Genomic DNA, 15,223 nt, shown 5'->3' with positions numbered 1-15,223 from the left:
GCACCTCGTTCTCGAACTGGGGCCAAGCCGTTGTGGCCCGGCTCATCGTATCTTGAACTGGATAGTTCAAGATGGGTTAGACTCGACGGATGACCGATGCCGCAACCGCCGCGAAGCACTCTTCGGGCCGGAACCCCATCTCCGCGTTGCCGCTCCACGACCTCGCGGGCTTCACTCACCGCTGGGTCGACGCGGGAGGCATCCGACTTCACGCGGTGGAAGGCGGTCGGCCGACCGGCCCCACCGTCGTCCTGCTAGCCGGATTCCCGCAGACCTGGTGGGCCTGGCGCAGGGTGGCGCCGGGCCTTGCCGAGCGATTCCACGTGATCGCGATCGACCTGCCAGGACAAGGCCACTCCGACCGCCCCAGCGACGGCTACGACACGCACACCGTCGCTTCGCGCGTGCAGGCCGCGGTGACCGCGCTCAACGTGCCGAAGTACTGGCTCGTCGCCCACGACATCGGGGCCTGGGTCGCCTTCTCACTGGCCCTGACGTACGAAGAGCACCTGCACGGTGTCGCTCTGCTCGACGCCGGCATTCCCGGCATCAGCCTCCCGGACGCCATCCCGACGGATCCCGACCGGGCTTGGAAGACCTGGCACTTCGCTTTCCATCTGGTGCCAGATCTTCCCGAGACACTGCTCGCCGGACGCGAGCGTGACTACATCGGCTGGTTCTTGAAGGCCAAAACACTGTCCCCGGAGACGTTCGACAGCGCCGAGATCGACCATTACGCCGCCGCAGTCGCCGCGGAGGGCGGTCTTCGAGCGGCTCTCTCCTACTACCGCGAGGCCACGGAATCGGCGCGCAGGAACCATGATGCTCTCGGACGACGGCACTTGACCGTCCCGGTCCTGGGAATCTCCAGCTCCCACGGCTCGATCCCCGACATGGCCGCTTCCATCAGCCCCTGGGCGGACAACACGACCGGTGTCGTCATCCCGCGTTCCGGACACTTCATCCCTGACGAGCAGCCCGCCGCGGTCGTGGACGCGTTGACCGCGTTCATCGCTTGATCGCTGGTGCGCCTTTGGCGCGGGACGAGTGGGCCGACCGGTGGAATGCGTGCAGCCATCCCGGTGCAATGCGTGCAGTGATCGCGTGGATCACTCGGTGCACCGCGCGGATCACTCGGAGCATGGTGATCGGATCCCGGTGCGCAGCCAGGAAGGTGATCATGTGACGACTTCCCCAGGGCCCGACCCGGGGGCCGGCACCGGCGCGTACGTGATGGTGCGCAGAGGCCTGAGACGCGCACGCTCGCGGCCGGAAATGGGATGGGTTGTGCTGGTCCTGCTCGCGACGGCGCTCCCCGTGGGCTGGTGTGGCTTCCAGGACTTCAGGCAGGCTCTGACCTTCGCGGGGTGCGTCACCGGAGCGGCCCTCATGATGGCGGCTCTCATCATGCTCGTGGGCATCGGCGCGGTCGTGGACTGCTGGGGGCGCGGGCCGAGTTCCAACTTTCGAGTGGTCGCGCTGATCTCCACCGGCGTAGCGCTGCTGACGAACATCTTGCTCGCGTTACAGACGTGGAATGACGGCGAGAAACTCTGCTATCAGGTCCTGACCATCGTGCTCAGCGTCAGTTCGCTGTCCACCGTCGTCCTGGTGTGGCGACGACTGGATGAGATCCCCGCTCCGAAGCGAGTGGCCGCGGCACTGATCATCTCCACGCTCGTAGCGGTAGCCAATTTCGGCTACCAGTACCTTTTCCAGCCGTATCGGCGCGAGGCCACCCCGCTCGTGCAGCTGAACCCGGGCAAGGCGGTGCTCAGCGCGGACGGCAAGGTGTTTTCCGTGCCGGTCGACATCAAGCTCGTGAATCACAGCGATATGGGCTTCTACGTGCTGGGCGCCGAGTTCCACGCCATGGGGGAGAACGTGACGGTGAGCCCGAGGGACCAGGCGCCGGCGAAGTGGCGACAGGAAGCCGAGCAATGGTCCAAATACCGGGAGAAGCACCCGCTCACCCGCAGGGAGGTCTACCAGCCGGGCAAGCTGGTGGCGGCGCAGCCGTGGCTGCCCCCCGGAAATTGGGTCGAAGGGAACGACGAGTCGGTCACGCGGACCGTTGTTCAGCTTCCCAGCGACACGAATTTCGACAAGCTGACGTTCTACGCCACCCTGAGCCTGGCGCGTAAAGACCGGCTCGTTATGGATCATTTCGGAGGTCTTACATACTCCTGGCGCGGCGTTGCCATGCCCCCATGGATGAACCAAAAAGAGGTCGACACCGTCATCCAAACGGCCGAGATGCAAGAAAACAATGCGATCGATCAACTGACGAGAAAAGAGCGCCGCGTCACTACCTACTGGGGGTTTGGCCCACACGGTGTGGACGTGCTGGCGGTCATCGCGCCGGTAGGCGAGGAAAACCGTACGGCCTCCGAGCAGACGAACCGCGGGGTACGGAGCCGCTACGGTCTGATCGACGTCTATGCGGGCCCGATCGAGGAAACGCTCGACGAGATCAAGGCCCGGCGCTGACCAGCCGAAACGCCGTCGGGGGGGGCGGCCCCGGGGGGGGGGGCCGCCCCCCCCCCCCCCCCCGCCCCGCCGCCCCCCCCCCCCCCCCCGGGCGGCGCCGCCCCCGGGGGGGGGGCCCCCCCCCCCCCCCGGCCCACAGACGGCCCAGGAGCGCGGTTACCCGCTCTGACCTGGGGCGATATCACACGTCGAAGTACAGCTCGAACTCGTGCGGGTGCGGGCGGAGCTGCAGGGGGGCGATCTCGTTCGTGCGCTTGAAGTCGACCCACGTCTCGATCAGGTCCGGGGTGAAGACGTCGCCCTGGAGCAGGAACTCGTGGTCGGCCTCCAGCGCTTCGAGGACGGCGCCCAGCGAGGTGGGGACCTGGGCCACGTTGGCGTGCTCCTCGGGAGCCAGCTCGTAGAGGTCCTTGTCGATCGGCTCGGCCGGCTCGATCTTGTTCTTGATGCCGTCCAGGCCCGCCAGCAGCAGGGCCGAGAAGGCCAGGTACGGGTTGCCGGAGGAGTCCGGGGCGCGGAACTCGACGCGCTTGGCCTTCGGGTTGGAACCGGTGATCGGGATACGCATCGCCGCGGAGCGGTTGCGCTGCGAGTACACCATGTTGATCGGCGCCTCGAAGCCCGGCACCAGGCGGTGGTAGGAGTTCACCGTCGGGTTGGTGAAGGCGAGCAGCGCCGGGGCGTGCTTGAGGATGCCGCCGATGTAGTAGCGGGCGGTGTCCGACAGGCCCGCGTAACCGGCCTCGTCGTAGAACAGCGGGTCGCCGTTGCTCCACAGCGACTGGTGCACGTGCATGCCCGAGCCGTTGTCGCCGAAGATCGGCTTCGGCATGAAGGTCGCGGTCTTGCCGTTGCGCCAGGCCACGTTCTTCACGATGTACTTGAAGAGCTGCAGGTCGTCGGCGGCGGCGAGCAGGGTGTTGAACCTGTAGTTGATCTCCGCCTGGCCGGCGGTGCCCACCTCGTGGTGCTGGCGCTCGACCTTCAGGCCGTTCTTCTCCAGCTCAAGGGAGATCTCGGCACGCAGGTCGGCGAAGTGGTCGACCGGCGGGACCGGGAAGTAGCCGCCCTTGTAGCGGACCTTGTACCCGCGGTTGTCCTCCAGCGCGCCGGTGTTCCAGGCGCCCGCCTCGGAGTCGATGTGGTAGAAGGACTCGTTCGCGCTGGTCGCGAAGCGCACGGAGTCGAAGACGTAGAACTCGGCCTCCGGACCGAAGTACGCGGTGTCCGCGATACCGGTCGAGGCGAGGTAGGCCTCCGCCTTCTTCGCCACGTTGCGCGGGTCACGGGAGTACTGCTCGCCCGTGATCGGGTCGTGGATGAAGAAGTTGATGTTGAGGGTCTTGTCCCGGCGGAAGGGGTCCACACGCGCGGTGGTCAGGTCGGCACGCAGAGCCATGTCGGACTCGTGGATGGCCTGGAAGCCGCGGATCGAGGATCCGTCGAAGGCCAGCTCCTCGTCCGGGTCGAACGCCTCGACGGGCACCGTGAAGTGCTGCATGACGCCCGGCAGGTCGCAGAAGCGGACGTCGACGAACTTGACGTCCTCGTCCGCGATGAACTTCTTGGCCTCGTCGGCGTTCTGGAACATCCAGCTCCTCCTACTCCCGACCGTGCCGCCGGGGTGGTAGATCGTTCGTGCGGCCAGTGCGGTGGCCATACGCTGCCTCGACCCTAGGGACGGGTGATTTCTCGGGCGTGACCCGTTTGTTTCGCTGAAGTTAACCGGCCACGGGTCCACCGTAGCCCCCGCATACCCTCGATGAATCATCCGGAACCGGGCACAGTACCGTGGACGGGTGGACAACAGGCAGGCAATCGGATCGTGGCTCTCCGGGCCGCGCGCCGCCATGGAAGACGCCGGCGCCGACTTCGGTTACCGGGGCGAGCAGCTCGGGCTCCCCGAGGCGGGGCCGGACTCGATCGCCCGGCCCGGGCGGCGGCTGGGCGCACTGGCCGTGGACTGGGCGCTGAGCGTCCTGATCGCATACGGGCTGATCACCGACGGCTACCACGCCCCCACCACGGGCAACTGGGCGCTCGGCGTCTTCTTCGTCATGAGCGTCCTGACCGTCGGCACGATCGGCTTCACCCCGGGCAAGCGGCTCTTCCGCGTCCGGGTGGTGGCGCTGGAGACCGGCACCGTCAACCCGCTGCGCTCCCTGCTGCGCACCATCCTGCTGTGCCTCGCGATCCCCGCCCTGATCTGGGACCGGGACGGCCGCGGCCTGCACGACCGCCTCGCGAAGACGGTCGAAGTGCGGATCTGAGCCCCTCAGCGCGTACGCAGCACCGCCGCCAGGACCTCCCGCAGCTCGGCCTCCGGATCCGCGACGGCGCCGGCCGAGCGCCAGGCCACGAATCCGTCCGGCCGCACCAGCACCGCCCCGTCCGCCGTGATGCCGTGCGCCGCCGCCCAGTCGCAGCCCTGCGCGTCGTACGCCGGCCCGCCGTCCGCCCCCGCGCCGATCCGGTACGCCTCCAGCCGTACGCCGTCCGAGCCGGCCACGCGGCGGGCGGCCGTGTGCCAGTCCGCGCCCGCGCTCGACACGGCGTCGCTCAGCAGCACCGGGAAGCGCTCGTAGAGATCGAGCGTGGAGATCCGCTCGCCCCCGCGGCGCAGCCACAGGTGCGGGGCCCGGCTGCCCGGTTCCCCGGTCAGCCGCAGCCCCTCGGGCACGGCCGGCCCGGCCGGATCGGCGCCCACGACCGCGCCCCGCGGATAGCGGTAGCCGAGGACGACGTCGAGGATGCCGCCGCGCCTGCCGCCACCGATGCCGGGGGCCGGCGCGAACCCGGGGTGGCTGTGTTCCACGGAGCGGGCCGAGGCACGCGCGCTGGTGGCCAGGGCGACCGGCCGCCGCTCGGCGTCGTAGCTGTCCAGCAGCCCCGGGCCCGCCCAGCCGTCGAGGACGGCGGCCAGCTTCCAGGCCAGGTTGTGGGCGTCCTGGATGCCGGTGTTGGAGCCGAACGCGCCCGTCGGGGACATCTCGTGGGCCGAGTCGCCGGCGAGGAAGACCCGGCCGGACGCGTAGCTCTCGGCGACACGTTCGGCGGCACGCCATGACGCCTTTCCGGTGATTTCCACATCGAGGTCGAAGACACCGACGGCACCGCGAATGTGCCGCCGCAGGCGCTCCTCGGTGAACTCCTCCAGCCTCTCGCCGTGTTCCGGGTGCCAGGGGGCGTGGAAGACCCAGTTCTCCTCGTTGTCGATGGGCAGCAGCGCGCCGTCCGCCCCGGGCTCGGTGAGATAGCAGCAGATGAAGCGCCGCTCGCCCACGACGTCGGCGAGCAGCTTGGACCGGAAGGTGACGCTCACGTTGGCGAAGAGTTCACCCGGTCCGCCCTGCCCGATGCCCAGCCGCCCCCGCACCGGGCTGCGCGGGCCGTCGGCCGCGACCAGATAGTCCGCGCGGACCGTGTACATCCGGTCGCTGTCGCGGTCCCGGACCCACGCCGTCACTCCTTCGGGGTCCTGCTCGAAGGACTCCAGCTCGTGGAAGTAGCGCAGGTCGCCGCCGAGTGCCCGGGCCTCCTTCGACAGCACCGGCTCCAGGTCGTTCTGGCTGCACAGGCACCATCCCGTGGGGCTGAACCGGGCGAGCCCGCCGCCCGGGTCGATCTCCTTGAACAGCCACTGCCCGCCGTCGCCGGCCAGGGACGGGGTCTGCAGGATGCCGTGGTTGTCCGCGAGGAGCGAGGCCGCCGCCCTGATGTCCGGTTCGATGCCGGCTCCCCGGAACAACTCCATCGTCCGCACGTTGTTGCCGCGTCCGCGCGGGTGGACGGAGGTTCCGGGGTGCCGTTCGACGAGCAGGTGCCGTACGCCGAGACGGCCTAGGAACAGGGACAGGGACAGACCCACCAGAGAGCCGCCCACGACGAGGACGGGAACCTGGCGATCGGCTTTCTGCTGCATCAAGGGCTCCTGAGGCAGTGGCGGGGGTGTGGGACGCGTCGAAGTGTCCATGCCCTCTGGGAGGGCTTCCGCGGACTCAATCACCCACGTGGTTCACGCGAGTCGCGCGCACCGGGGGACCGGCACAGGATCAAGAAGCGCTGACGTCGCGTCATCGGCGGCCGGCGTCCGCTCTGCCCCCTGTGAAGGAGATGTGCGCAGCATGACCACCACGACGGAAAAGGTTTCGCAGAAGTCGACGCGGCAGGCGTCGAAACGGGTCTCCCAGTCCGTGTTCGACGGCTCCCGCCTCCGGGTCATCCTGCTGGTGGACGTGTACGACGGCGCCCAGCAGCAGTTCCTCGAGGCCTACGAGGAGATGGGCAAGCAGGTCGCGTCCGTCCCCGGGCACGTCAGCGACCAGCTGTGCCAGTCCATCGAGAACCCCTCCCAATGGCTCATCACCAGCGAGTGGGAGAGCGCCCCGCCGTTCCTCGCCTGGGTGAACAGCGAGGAACACGTGCGGATGGTGCAGCCGATGCACAGCTGCATCCGGGACACCAGGTCGCTGCGCTTCCACATCGTCCGCGAGACCGGGACCCAGCACCTGGACGCGGCGGACGCCCAGCGCCGGCTGCAGGCCGCCCCGCGCATCGGCGACGGTGTCATCCGGCACGCGCTCACCTTCACCGTGAAGCCCGGCAGCGAGAAGAAGGTCGCCGAGATCCTGGCGAACTACGACTCACCCCAGGCGCGGGTCGACGACGCCACCCGGCTGTGCCGCACCTCCCTGTTCATGCACGGCAACCGGGTGGTGCGGGCCGTCGAGGTGCGTGGCGACCTGCTCGCGGCACTGCGCCACGTCGCGAGCCAGCCCGAGGTGCGGGCCGTCGAGGAGGCCATCAACCCCTACCTGGAGGAGGACCGGGACCTGGACGACCAGGAGTCCGCCCGGGTGTTCTTCACCCGGGCGGCGCTGCCGGCCGTGCAGCACGCCACCGCGGAGGACGCCCCCGAGGGCGAGCGGTACGCCCTGTACTACCCGGCCCGCGCGGACAGCGGGATGCGGCTGGCCGAGATGCTCGCCCATCAGGACGAGCGGGCGGTGGACGACCCGGCGGACCCGGTCGTGCGCAGCACGATCTACCAGCGGGACGACGTCGTCGTACGGCTGATCGACCTGGCCCCCGGCTCGGGTCCCGACGCCGCCCTGCCGAAGGCGGGCCCCGAGGCCTCGCTGAAGGCCCTGCTGGACGGCGACCCCGTCCGGATGAAGCTCCTCACCGACCGCCGCTCGCCGGACGCCTGACCCCGTCAGACGCAGCAACCAACGGAGGAACGTCGTGATCAAACCCCTTCCGAAGATCGTGGACCTCAGCGAGGTCGAGCAGAACACCCGGCGCGGCGGCGACCTGCGCGCGATGCTCACCCCGGCGACGGTGGGCGCCACCAGCGGCTTCATGGGCGTGGCCATCGTGCAGCCCGGCGACCGCATCGGTGAGCACTACCACCCGTACTCCGAGGAGTTCGTATACGTCGTCTGCGGCCAGCTTGAGGTGGACCTCGACGGCGAGCCACACCCGCTGCGGCCCGAACAGGGTCTGATGATCCCGATGAACATGCGGCACCGGTTCCGCAACGTCGGCAACGTGGAGGCGCGGATCGTCTTCCACCTGGGCCCGCTGGCTCCGCGCCCGCAGCTCGGGCACGTCGACACCGAGGAGACGTCGGTCATCGGGGCGGCCGCGGTGGCCACCGAGCCCGCCGGGGCCCTCGCCGACCGGGGACAGGTCCGGTCATGACCCGGCGCGTGGCGGTCACCGGCATAGGCATCGTGGCTCCGGGCGGAATCGGCGTACCGGCGTTCTGGAATCTGCTCGCCGACGGCCGTACCGCGACGCGGGGCATCACGTTCTTCGACCCGTCCGGGCTCCGGTCCCGGATCGCCGCCGAGTGCGACTTCGACCCCATCGCGCACGGTCTGGACGCCGAGCAGGTCGAGCGGGCGGACCGGTACATACAGTTCGCCCTGGTAGCCGGCGCGGAGGCGGTGCGGGACTCCGGACTCGACCTCGGCCGGGAGGACCCCTGGCGGGTCGGGGTCTCGCTGGGCACCGCCGTCGGTGGCACCACCCGGCTGGAACACGACTACGTCCTGGTCAGCCACCGCGGCGAGCGCTGGGACGTGGACCACGCCGAGGCGGAGCCACAGCTGCACCGGGCGTTCTCGCCCAGCACCGTGGCCTCGGCCGTGGCGGAGCGCTTCGGCGCCCAGGGCCCGGTGCAGACCGTGTCCACCGGCTGCACCTCCGGCCTCGACGCCGTCGGGTACGCCTTCCACACCGTCCAGGAGGGCCGCGCCGACATATGCATCGCGGGGGCCTCGGACTCCCCGATCTCCCCGATCACCATGGCCTGCTTCGACGCGATCAAGGCCACGTCCCCCAACAACGACGATCCCGCGCACGCCTCCCGGCCCTTCGACAACAACCGTGACGGGTTCGTCATGGGCGAGGGCGGCGCGGTGCTCGTCCTGGAGGAGCTGGAGCACGCCCGGGCCCGCGGTGCCCACGTGTACTGCGAGTTCGGCGGCTACTCCACCTTCGGCAACGCCTACCACATGACCGGTCTGACCAAGGAGGGCCTGGAGATGGCGCGAGCCATATCGACCGCCCTCGACCAGGCGCGGCTCGACCCGACGGCGATCGACTACGTCAACGCGCACGGCTCCGGCACCCGGCAGAACGACCGCCACGAGACGGCGGCCGTGAAGCGGGCGCTCGGCCACCACGCCTACGACACCCCGATGAGCTCCATCAAGTCGATGGTGGGGCACTCCCTCGGGGCGATCGGCGCCATCGAGCTGGTCGCCTGTGTGCTGGCCCTCGCCAAGCAGGTCGTACCGCCGACCGCCAACTACGAGATTCCCGACCCCGAGTGCGACCTGGACTACGTCCCACGTGTCGCCCGTGAACGGAAGCTGACCAGCGTGCTGTCCGTGGGCAGCGGTTTCGGCGGCTTCCAGTCCGCGGTGATCCTGACCCGGCCGAGGGAGTGAGGACACGATGAGCGAACCACATGACCGGCGTGCGGCCGTCACCGGCATCGGGGTGGTCGCGCCCAACGGCACCAGCACCGACACCTTCTGGAAGGCCACCCAGGAGGGGCTCAGCGTCCTCGACCGGATCAGCCGCGAGGGCTGTGAGCACCTTCCCCTCCAGGTGGCCGGCGAGGTCCGCGCGTTCGACCCGGCCGCGACGATCGAGGAGCGCTTCCTCGTCCAGACCGACCGGTTCACGCACTACGCGATGGCCGCGGCCGACTTCGCGCTGGACGACGCCCGGCTCGGGCAGGCCGACACCTCCGACGCGCCGTACTCCATCGGCGTGGTCACCGCCGCCGGCTCCGGCGGTGGCGAGTTCGGCCAGCGCGAACTGCAGCGGCTGTGGGGCAAGGGCAGCCGGTTCGTGGGCCCCTACCAGTCCATCGCCTGGTTCTACGCGGCGAGCACCGGCCAGGTATCCATCCGCCGCGGCTTCAAGGGACCCTGCTCGGTCGTCGCCTCCGACGAGGCGGGCGGACTGGACGCCCTCGCGCACGCGGCGCGGGCGGTACGGCGCGGCACCGACGCCATCGTGGCCGGCTCCACCGAGGCGCCGCTCGCGCCGTACTCGATGGTCTGCCAGCTCGGTTACGAGGAGCTGAGCCGGGAGCCGGACCCGTCCCGGGCGTACCGCCCGTTCACCGACGCGGCGTGCGGATTCGTGCCCGCCGAGGGCGGCGCCATGCTCGTGGTGGAGTCGGTGGGCGCCGCCCGGGAACGCGGCGTCCCGGTCCGCGCGATCGTCGCCGGACACGGGGCCACCTTCACCGGTGCCTCCCGCTGGGCGGCGTCCCGCGAGGGCCTCGCCCAGGCGATCCGGCAGGCCCTGCGGGAGGCCGACTGCGCGCCCGAGGAGGTCGACGTGGTCTTCGCCGACGCCCTCGGGGTGCCGGAGGCCGACCGCGCCGAGGCGCTGGCGATCGCCGACGCCCTCGGCGGACACGGCGCCCGGGTGCCGGTCACCGCGCCGAAGACCGGAATCGGCCGCGGCTACTGCGCGGCCCCGGTGCTGGACACCGCGGCCGCCGTGCTCGCGATGGAACACGGCCTGATCCCACCGACGCCGAACGTCTTCGACGTCTGCCATGACCTCGACCTCGTCACGGGCCGCGCCCGAGTCGCCGAACCGCGGACGGCGCTGATCCTCAGCCGCGGACTCATGGGGTCGAACTCGGCGCTGGTGCTGCGGCACGGCGCCGCGCAGTGAGCACAGCAAAGGAGGAAAGCGCATGTCCCAGATCACCGTGGAAGAACTCGCCGCGCTGATGAAGAAGGCCGCCGGGGTCACCGTCAGCCCGCAGCAGCTCCAGGAGAGGCCGGACACCGGCTTCGAATCCCTCGGCGTCGACTCGCTGGGCCTGCTCGGCATCGTCGGCGAGCTGGAGAACGTGCACGGCACGCCCATGCCGGTGGACGCGGAGCGCTGCAAGACGCCCCAGCAGTTCCTCAACCTCGTCAACAGCACCCTGATGGCAGGAGCCTGACATGGCAGGACACACCCAGAACGAGATCACCATCGCCGCCCCGCTCGACCTGGTCTGGGACATGACCAACGACCTGGAGCGCTGGCCGCAGCTGTTCAGCGAGTACGCCGCGGTGGAGGTCCTCGAGCGTGAGGGCGCCCGCACGACGTTCCGGCTGACCATGCACCCGGACGAGAACGGCACGGTCTGGAGCTGGGTCTCCGAGCGCGAGCCGGACCGCGACAACCTCACCGTCACGGCCCGCCGCGTGGAGACCGGGCCCTTCGCCCACATGAACATCCACTGGCGGTACGAGGAGACGCCCGCCGGCACCCGGATGGTCTGGACGCAGGACTTCGCGATGAAGCCCGACGCGCCCGTCGACGACGACTGGATGACCGACAACATCAACCGGAACTCCAAGGTCCAGATGGCCCTGATCCGGGACAAGATCGAGAAGGCGGCCGCCGGTCGCCGGCCCGCTTCCGCCCTGGCCGACTGAGCCGGACGAACAGGAGAAGACCGTGCACCAGGCCCTGATCGTCGCCCGTATGGCGCCGGGCTCCGCCTCCGACATCGCCAAGGTGTTCGCGGAGTCCGACCGGGGAGAGCTGCCGCACCTCGTCGGAGTCGTCCGGCGCAGCCTCTTCCAGTTCGGTGATGTGTACATGCACCTCATCGAGTCCGAGCGCGAGCCGGGACCGGCCATCGCCAAGGTCACCTCGCATCCCGAGTTCAAGGAGGTCAGCGAGCGGCTCACGGCGTACGTCAGCGCTTACGACCCGGAGACCTGGCGGTCCCCGAAGGATGCGATGGCCCAGCGCTTCTACGTGTGGGAGCGCGACGCCCGCGGCTGATCCTCCGTCCGGCCACCGGTGCCGGGCCCGCGTCCGACGCGGGCCCGGCACCGGTGTCTTCGCGGGGCGGTCACCTCACGCGGGGACCGTGCAGTCGAACGCGTGCAGATAGGGATTGACCGGCCGGATGTCGCCGACGGTCAGACCCGCCGCCTCCAACCGTCCGACCATGCTCTTCGTGGTGTGCTTGGCCCCGCCGACGTTGAGCAGCAGCAGCAGGTCCATGGCGGTGCTGAAGCGCATCGAGGGGGTGTCGTCGACGAGGTTCTCGATGACCACCACCCGGGTGCCGGGGCCGCCCGCCTCGACGACGTTGCGCAGCAGCCTGGCCGTGGACTCGTCGTCCCACTCCAGGATGTTCTTGATGATGTAGACGTCGGCCTCGACCGGGACGGAGGCGCGGACGTCGCCGGGCACGATCCGCGTCCGCCCGGCGAGGTCGCCGCCCGGGCGCAGCCGGGGCACGGCGTTCTCCACGACCCGCGGCAGATCGAGCAGGAAGCCGCGCATCGCCGGGTACTTGTCCAGCAGGCACGCCACCACGTGCCCCTGGCCGCCGCCGAGGTCCGCGACGGACGCGGCGCCGGACAGGTCCAGGAGCGCGGCGACATCGCGGGCGGACTGCTCGCTGGAGGTCGTCATCGCGCGGTTGAAGACGTCGGCCGACTCCGGGGCGTCCTCGTTGAGGTACTCGAAGAACTCCTTGCCGTACAGGCCCTCGACGACGTTGCGGCCGGAGCGCACCGCCTCGTCGAGCCTCGGCCAGGCGTCCCAGGTCCACGCTTCGGTGCACCACAGGGAGATGTACCGCAGGCTGTGGGGGTCGTCCTCGCGCAGCAGGCGGGACATCTCGGTGTGGGCGAAGGTCCCGTCGGGACGCTCGGCGAAGACGCCGTAGCAGGACAGGGCGCGCAGCAGTCGGCGCAGCGGCTTCGGCTCGGCCTTCACCGCGGCCGCGAGGCTCTCCACGGTCATGGGGGCGTCCCCGAGGGCGTCGGCGACGCCCAGCCGGGTGGCCGCGCGGACGGCGGCGGCGCAGGCCGCCCCGAACACGAGCTCGCGCAGCCGCATCGACGGCGGGGGAGGGGGTGCTCCCTGCTCGCCCGGGGCCGAGAGCTCGGTGGATGGTGCGGTCATGTGCCGCCTTCCTTCCTTGTGTGGGTGGGGTGATGCCGTCCGCTCAGCACAGCCCCGCGGGCTTGGAGACCCGGCAGGAGTTGGCGTCGAAGGCGTTGCCGCTCTTCGCGGCCTCCTGGTTGACGAGATCCGCCGGGGAGTTGTTCTCCAGGTGGTTGCCGGTGATCCGGTTCTGCTCGCTCCTGGCGCCCACGAAGCTCTTGAACAGCACGATGCCGCCCGACAGCGGGGACTTGCCCGAGTGGCCGGTGACCGTGTTCCGGGTGACCAGGGTCTTCTCGGTGCCGGTCAGCACGATGCCGGAGCCCTTCAGATAGGGCAGCCGGGCGGTCTTCGCGCAGTACTTGTTGTTCCGCTCGACGCGGTTGCCGCTGATGGTCAGGGCGCCGGCGCGCGGCTTGTTCTCGTCGCCGACGACGAACACACCGGCGCAGTTGTCGGTGACCTCGTTGCGCGCGACGGTGAGGTTGCGCAGCCGCCGGACGGTGATGCCGATGCGGTTGTCCTCCAGGCGGTTGCGGGCGATCACCGTGCCCCCGGTGTCCGCGGCGCCCTCCTCGGCCGTGACGTTGTTGGCGAGGAAGAGGCCCGCGTCACCGTTGCGGCGGGCGGTGTTCTCCCGGAACAGGCCGCGGGTGGAATGCTCCTGGGCGATGCCCCACTGGCCGTTGTCGTCGGCGGTCACCCGCTCCACGGTCAGCCGGTCGGTCCCGATGGACCACAGACCGGTCCTGGCGAAGCCGCTGACCGTCAGGTCGGCCACGGTGACGTCGGTCAGGGCCTTGTTCTTCGCGCCGACCACGCAGATGCCGTTGCCGCCCTCCAGGCAGCGGGTGGAGGCCTTGGCGGACTTCCCGGCCGGCCGGATCACCGTGCGCTGCCCCATGCCGCGCAGGGTCAGTCCGGGCGTCTTCACCGTGACGCTCTCGTGGTAGGTGCCGGCCGTCACGAGCACCGTGTCGCCGGCCTGGGCGGCGTTCACCGCCTTCTGGATCGACTGGCCCGGCCGCACCACGTGCACCCGGTGAGCGGCCGAGGCCGGTGTGGTGCCGACGAGCGAGCCGAGGAGCGCCGTTGCGCAGGCGAGATAGGTGATATGGCGTTTTGTCACATTACGAAGGCTAGGATCCCATGACCCGATAACCGACCGGATACGCCGTTCGGCGGCGTGTCCCCGGCGGGGGGACTCGCGCGCCCCGTGGACATGCGGAGGCCCCCGTGCGGTGCGCGGGGGCCGGGGGTCTGGCGGGGGAGTGGGTGCCGGTCAGCGGCCCTTCGGCATGCGCATGCCCTTGGGCATCGGCCCCTTGGGCAGCGGCATGTTGCTCATCAGGTCGCCCAGGGCGCGCAACCGGTCGTTGGTGGCGGTCACCTGGGGGCCGGTCAGCACGCGCGGGAACTTCAGCATGGTCGTGCGCAGCTTCTTCAGCTCGACCTGGCCCTCGCCCTCGCCGACGATGAGATCGTGCACCGGCACGTCCGCGACGATACGGTTCATCTTCTTCTTCTCGGCGGCCAGCAGGCTCTTCACCCGGTTCGGGTTGCCCTCGGCGACCAGCACGATGCCGGCCTTGCCCACCGCCCGGTGCACCACGTCCTGGCTGCGGTTCATCGCCACCGCCGGGGTGGTCGTCCAGCCCCGGCCGACGTTGTCCAGCACGGCCGCCGCGGCGCCCGGCTGGCCCTCCATCTGCCCGAAGGCGGCCCGCTCGGCCCGGCGGCCGAACACGATCGCCGCCGCCAGCAGGGCGATCAGCAGGCCGAAGATACCCAGATACACCGGGTGTCCGAGCAAGAAGCCGATCACGAGGAAGACAGCGAGGGTGCCGATGCCGACGGCCGCGAGTACCAGACCGATCTTCTTGTCGGCCTTACGGGTCATCTTGTATGTGAGGGCGATCTGCTTCAGCCGCCCTGCGTTCGCGGCGTCCGCCGCGGGTTCCTTCCTCGCCATGCCACGAAGTCTACGTGGCTCCGCGAGCGCCGACGACGGCAGTGCCCGACGACAGCGGCGTCAGGAGCGGGTGGCGGCCTGCTCCAGGAAGTGCTGCGCCTCGACGCGGTCCTTGGCCCGGCGGCGGTCCTCCAGGACCGAGGTCCAGGCGTTACGGCGGGCGGTGCGCTGACCGCCGCTCATGAGCAGGGACTCGACGGCGCGGAGTGCGTCGGTGAACGACGGGATGGCGGTGGCGCGAACGGGCGCGGCCTGCATGATCGAGGTCCCCCCTGGGTGTGGGTGAACGGGGCGTGATACCAGAGTCACTGTTTGGTG

Annotated in this window: 16 protein-coding genes; 10 read left to right on the top strand and 6 right to left on the bottom strand. The window is 70.2% G+C overall.

Annotation, left to right across the window (positions count from 1 at the left end; all coding sequences use genetic code 11):
- The first annotated feature begins 89 nt into the window (after positions 1–89).
- Together ACIBA9_RS14505 and ACIBA9_RS14500 are read left to right on the top strand one after the other, a co-directional pair.
- Complete coding sequence (locus ACIBA9_RS14505) at positions 90–1,019, top strand: alpha/beta fold hydrolase (RefSeq protein ID WP_399362829.1); 930 nt, start codon at positions 90–92, stop codon at positions 1,017–1,019.
- Between the two features lie 85 nt (positions 1,020–1,104).
- Positions 1,105–2,490 (top strand): hypothetical protein, encoded by a 1,386-nt coding sequence (locus ACIBA9_RS14500; protein WP_399362827.1) that lies wholly within the window; start codon positions 1,105–1,107, stop codon positions 2,488–2,490.
- Between the two features lie 181 nt (positions 2,491–2,671).
- On the opposite strand, the gene glnA is transcribed toward ACIBA9_RS14500, so the two are convergent.
- Positions 2,672–4,081 carry a type I glutamate--ammonia ligase gene (glnA, locus tag ACIBA9_RS14495; protein ID WP_362157409.1) on the bottom strand — a complete coding sequence of 470 codons (1,410 nt, stop codon included), beginning with the start codon at positions 4,079–4,081 and terminating at the stop codon, positions 2,672–2,674.
- 208 nt (positions 4,082–4,289) lie between these two features.
- Here glnA and ACIBA9_RS14490 point away from each other — a divergent pair, with 208 nt between their 5' ends.
- Positions 4,290–4,760, top strand: coding sequence for an RDD family protein (locus tag ACIBA9_RS14490; RefSeq protein WP_362157412.1), 471 nt, complete (start codon positions 4,290–4,292; stop codon positions 4,758–4,760).
- A gap of 5 nt (positions 4,761–4,765) precedes the next feature.
- Here ACIBA9_RS14490 and ACIBA9_RS14485 read toward each other — a convergent pair whose 3' ends face one another.
- The gene (locus tag ACIBA9_RS14485; RefSeq protein WP_399362825.1) at positions 4,766–6,412 is read right to left on the bottom strand and encodes an FAD-dependent oxidoreductase; all 1,647 of its coding nucleotides are present in this window, start codon (positions 6,410–6,412) and stop codon (positions 4,766–4,768) included.
- A gap of 202 nt (positions 6,413–6,614) precedes the next feature.
- Here ACIBA9_RS14485 and ACIBA9_RS14480 point away from each other — a divergent pair, with 202 nt between their 5' ends.
- Genes ACIBA9_RS14480 through ACIBA9_RS14450 form a run of 7 tightly spaced genes read left to right on the top strand, consistent with a single transcriptional unit; the run spans position 6,615 to position 11,814 of the window.
- Positions 6,615–7,700, top strand: coding sequence for a SchA/CurD-like domain-containing protein (locus ACIBA9_RS14480; protein ID WP_362157418.1), 1,086 nt, complete (start codon positions 6,615–6,617; stop codon positions 7,698–7,700).
- 34 nt (positions 7,701–7,734) lie between these two features.
- Positions 7,735–8,193, top strand: a complete 459-nt coding sequence (locus ACIBA9_RS14475; RefSeq protein ID WP_362157421.1) for a cupin domain-containing protein — start codon at positions 7,735–7,737, stop codon at positions 8,191–8,193.
- Complete coding sequence (locus tag ACIBA9_RS14470; protein WP_362157424.1) at positions 8,190–9,449, top strand: beta-ketoacyl-[acyl-carrier-protein] synthase family protein; 1,260 nt, start codon at positions 8,190–8,192, stop codon at positions 9,447–9,449. Before ACIBA9_RS14475 ends, ACIBA9_RS14470 begins: the two co-directional genes overlap by 4 nt.
- A gap of 7 nt (positions 9,450–9,456) precedes the next feature.
- Positions 9,457–10,701 (top strand): ketosynthase chain-length factor, encoded by a 1,245-nt coding sequence (locus ACIBA9_RS14465; RefSeq protein WP_399362822.1) that lies wholly within the window; start codon positions 9,457–9,459, stop codon positions 10,699–10,701.
- Positions 10,702–10,723: 22 nt separating this feature from the next.
- On the top strand, positions 10,724–10,978 hold the full coding sequence (locus tag ACIBA9_RS14460; RefSeq protein WP_362157429.1) for an acyl carrier protein: 255 nt from the start codon (positions 10,724–10,726) through the stop codon (positions 10,976–10,978).
- A 1-nt stretch (position 10,979) separates the two neighbouring features.
- Complete coding sequence (locus ACIBA9_RS14455) at positions 10,980–11,459, top strand: SRPBCC family protein (RefSeq protein ID WP_399362820.1); 480 nt, start codon at positions 10,980–10,982, stop codon at positions 11,457–11,459.
- A gap of 22 nt (positions 11,460–11,481) precedes the next feature.
- Positions 11,482–11,814 carry a TcmI family type II polyketide cyclase gene (locus tag ACIBA9_RS14450; RefSeq protein WP_399362818.1) on the top strand — a complete coding sequence of 111 codons (333 nt, stop codon included), beginning with the start codon at positions 11,482–11,484 and terminating at the stop codon, positions 11,812–11,814.
- A gap of 75 nt (positions 11,815–11,889) precedes the next feature.
- Here ACIBA9_RS14450 and ACIBA9_RS14445 read toward each other — a convergent pair whose 3' ends face one another.
- From ACIBA9_RS14445 to ACIBA9_RS14430, 4 genes are all read right to left on the bottom strand, one after another.
- Positions 11,890–12,951, bottom strand: coding sequence for a methyltransferase (locus ACIBA9_RS14445; protein ID WP_399362816.1), 1,062 nt, complete (start codon positions 12,949–12,951; stop codon positions 11,890–11,892).
- Positions 12,952–12,994: 43 nt separating this feature from the next.
- On the bottom strand, positions 12,995–14,062 hold the full coding sequence (locus tag ACIBA9_RS14440; RefSeq protein ID WP_399362814.1) for a nitrous oxide reductase family maturation protein NosD: 1,068 nt from the start codon (positions 14,060–14,062) through the stop codon (positions 12,995–12,997).
- Between the two features lie 153 nt (positions 14,063–14,215).
- Positions 14,216–14,905, bottom strand: a complete 690-nt coding sequence (locus ACIBA9_RS14435; RefSeq protein ID WP_393901281.1) for a DUF4191 domain-containing protein — start codon at positions 14,903–14,905, stop codon at positions 14,216–14,218.
- 60 nt (positions 14,906–14,965) lie between these two features.
- The gene (locus tag ACIBA9_RS14430) at positions 14,966–15,163 is read right to left on the bottom strand and encodes a hypothetical protein (RefSeq protein ID WP_362157447.1); all 198 of its coding nucleotides are present in this window, start codon (positions 15,161–15,163) and stop codon (positions 14,966–14,968) included.
- Positions 15,164–15,223: the final 60 nt, after the last annotated feature.

Source organism: Streptomyces sp. NPDC051452 (assembly GCF_044454765.1).
Taxonomy (GTDB): Bacteria; Actinomycetota; Actinomycetes; order Streptomycetales; family Streptomycetaceae; genus Streptomyces.
Note: the sequence above shows the minus strand (reverse complement) of the source record. Positions and strands in the feature narration are given on the sequence as shown.

Excerpts from the sequence above, each read along its gene's own strand:
- ACIBA9_RS14505 (WP_399362829.1), top strand. The coding sequence starts at position 90 with ATGACCGATGCCGCAACCGCCGCGAAGCACTCTTCGGGCCGGAACCCC.
- glnA (WP_362157409.1), bottom strand. The coding sequence starts at position 4,081 with ATGTTCCAGAACGCCGACGAGGCCAAGAAGTTCATCGCGGACGAGGAC.
- ACIBA9_RS14485 (WP_399362825.1), bottom strand. The coding sequence starts at position 6,412 with ATGCAGCAGAAAGCCGATCGCCAGGTTCCCGTCCTCGTCGTGGGCGGC.
- ACIBA9_RS14480 (WP_362157418.1), top strand. The coding sequence starts at position 6,615 with ATGACCACCACGACGGAAAAGGTTTCGCAGAAGTCGACGCGGCAGGCG.
- ACIBA9_RS14470 (WP_362157424.1), top strand. The coding sequence starts at position 8,190 with ATGACCCGGCGCGTGGCGGTCACCGGCATAGGCATCGTGGCTCCGGGC.
- ACIBA9_RS14465 (WP_399362822.1), top strand. The coding sequence starts at position 9,457 with ATGAGCGAACCACATGACCGGCGTGCGGCCGTCACCGGCATCGGGGTG.
- ACIBA9_RS14460 (WP_362157429.1), top strand. The coding sequence starts at position 10,724 with ATGTCCCAGATCACCGTGGAAGAACTCGCCGCGCTGATGAAGAAGGCC.
- ACIBA9_RS14455 (WP_399362820.1), top strand. The coding sequence starts at position 10,980 with ATGGCAGGACACACCCAGAACGAGATCACCATCGCCGCCCCGCTCGAC.
- ACIBA9_RS14445 (WP_399362816.1), bottom strand. The coding sequence starts at position 12,951 with ATGACCGCACCATCCACCGAGCTCTCGGCCCCGGGCGAGCAGGGAGCA.
- ACIBA9_RS14435 (WP_393901281.1), bottom strand. The coding sequence starts at position 14,905 with ATGGCGAGGAAGGAACCCGCGGCGGACGCCGCGAACGCAGGGCGGCTG.
- ACIBA9_RS14430 (WP_362157447.1), bottom strand. The coding sequence starts at position 15,163 with ATGCAGGCCGCGCCCGTTCGCGCCACCGCCATCCCGTCGTTCACCGAC.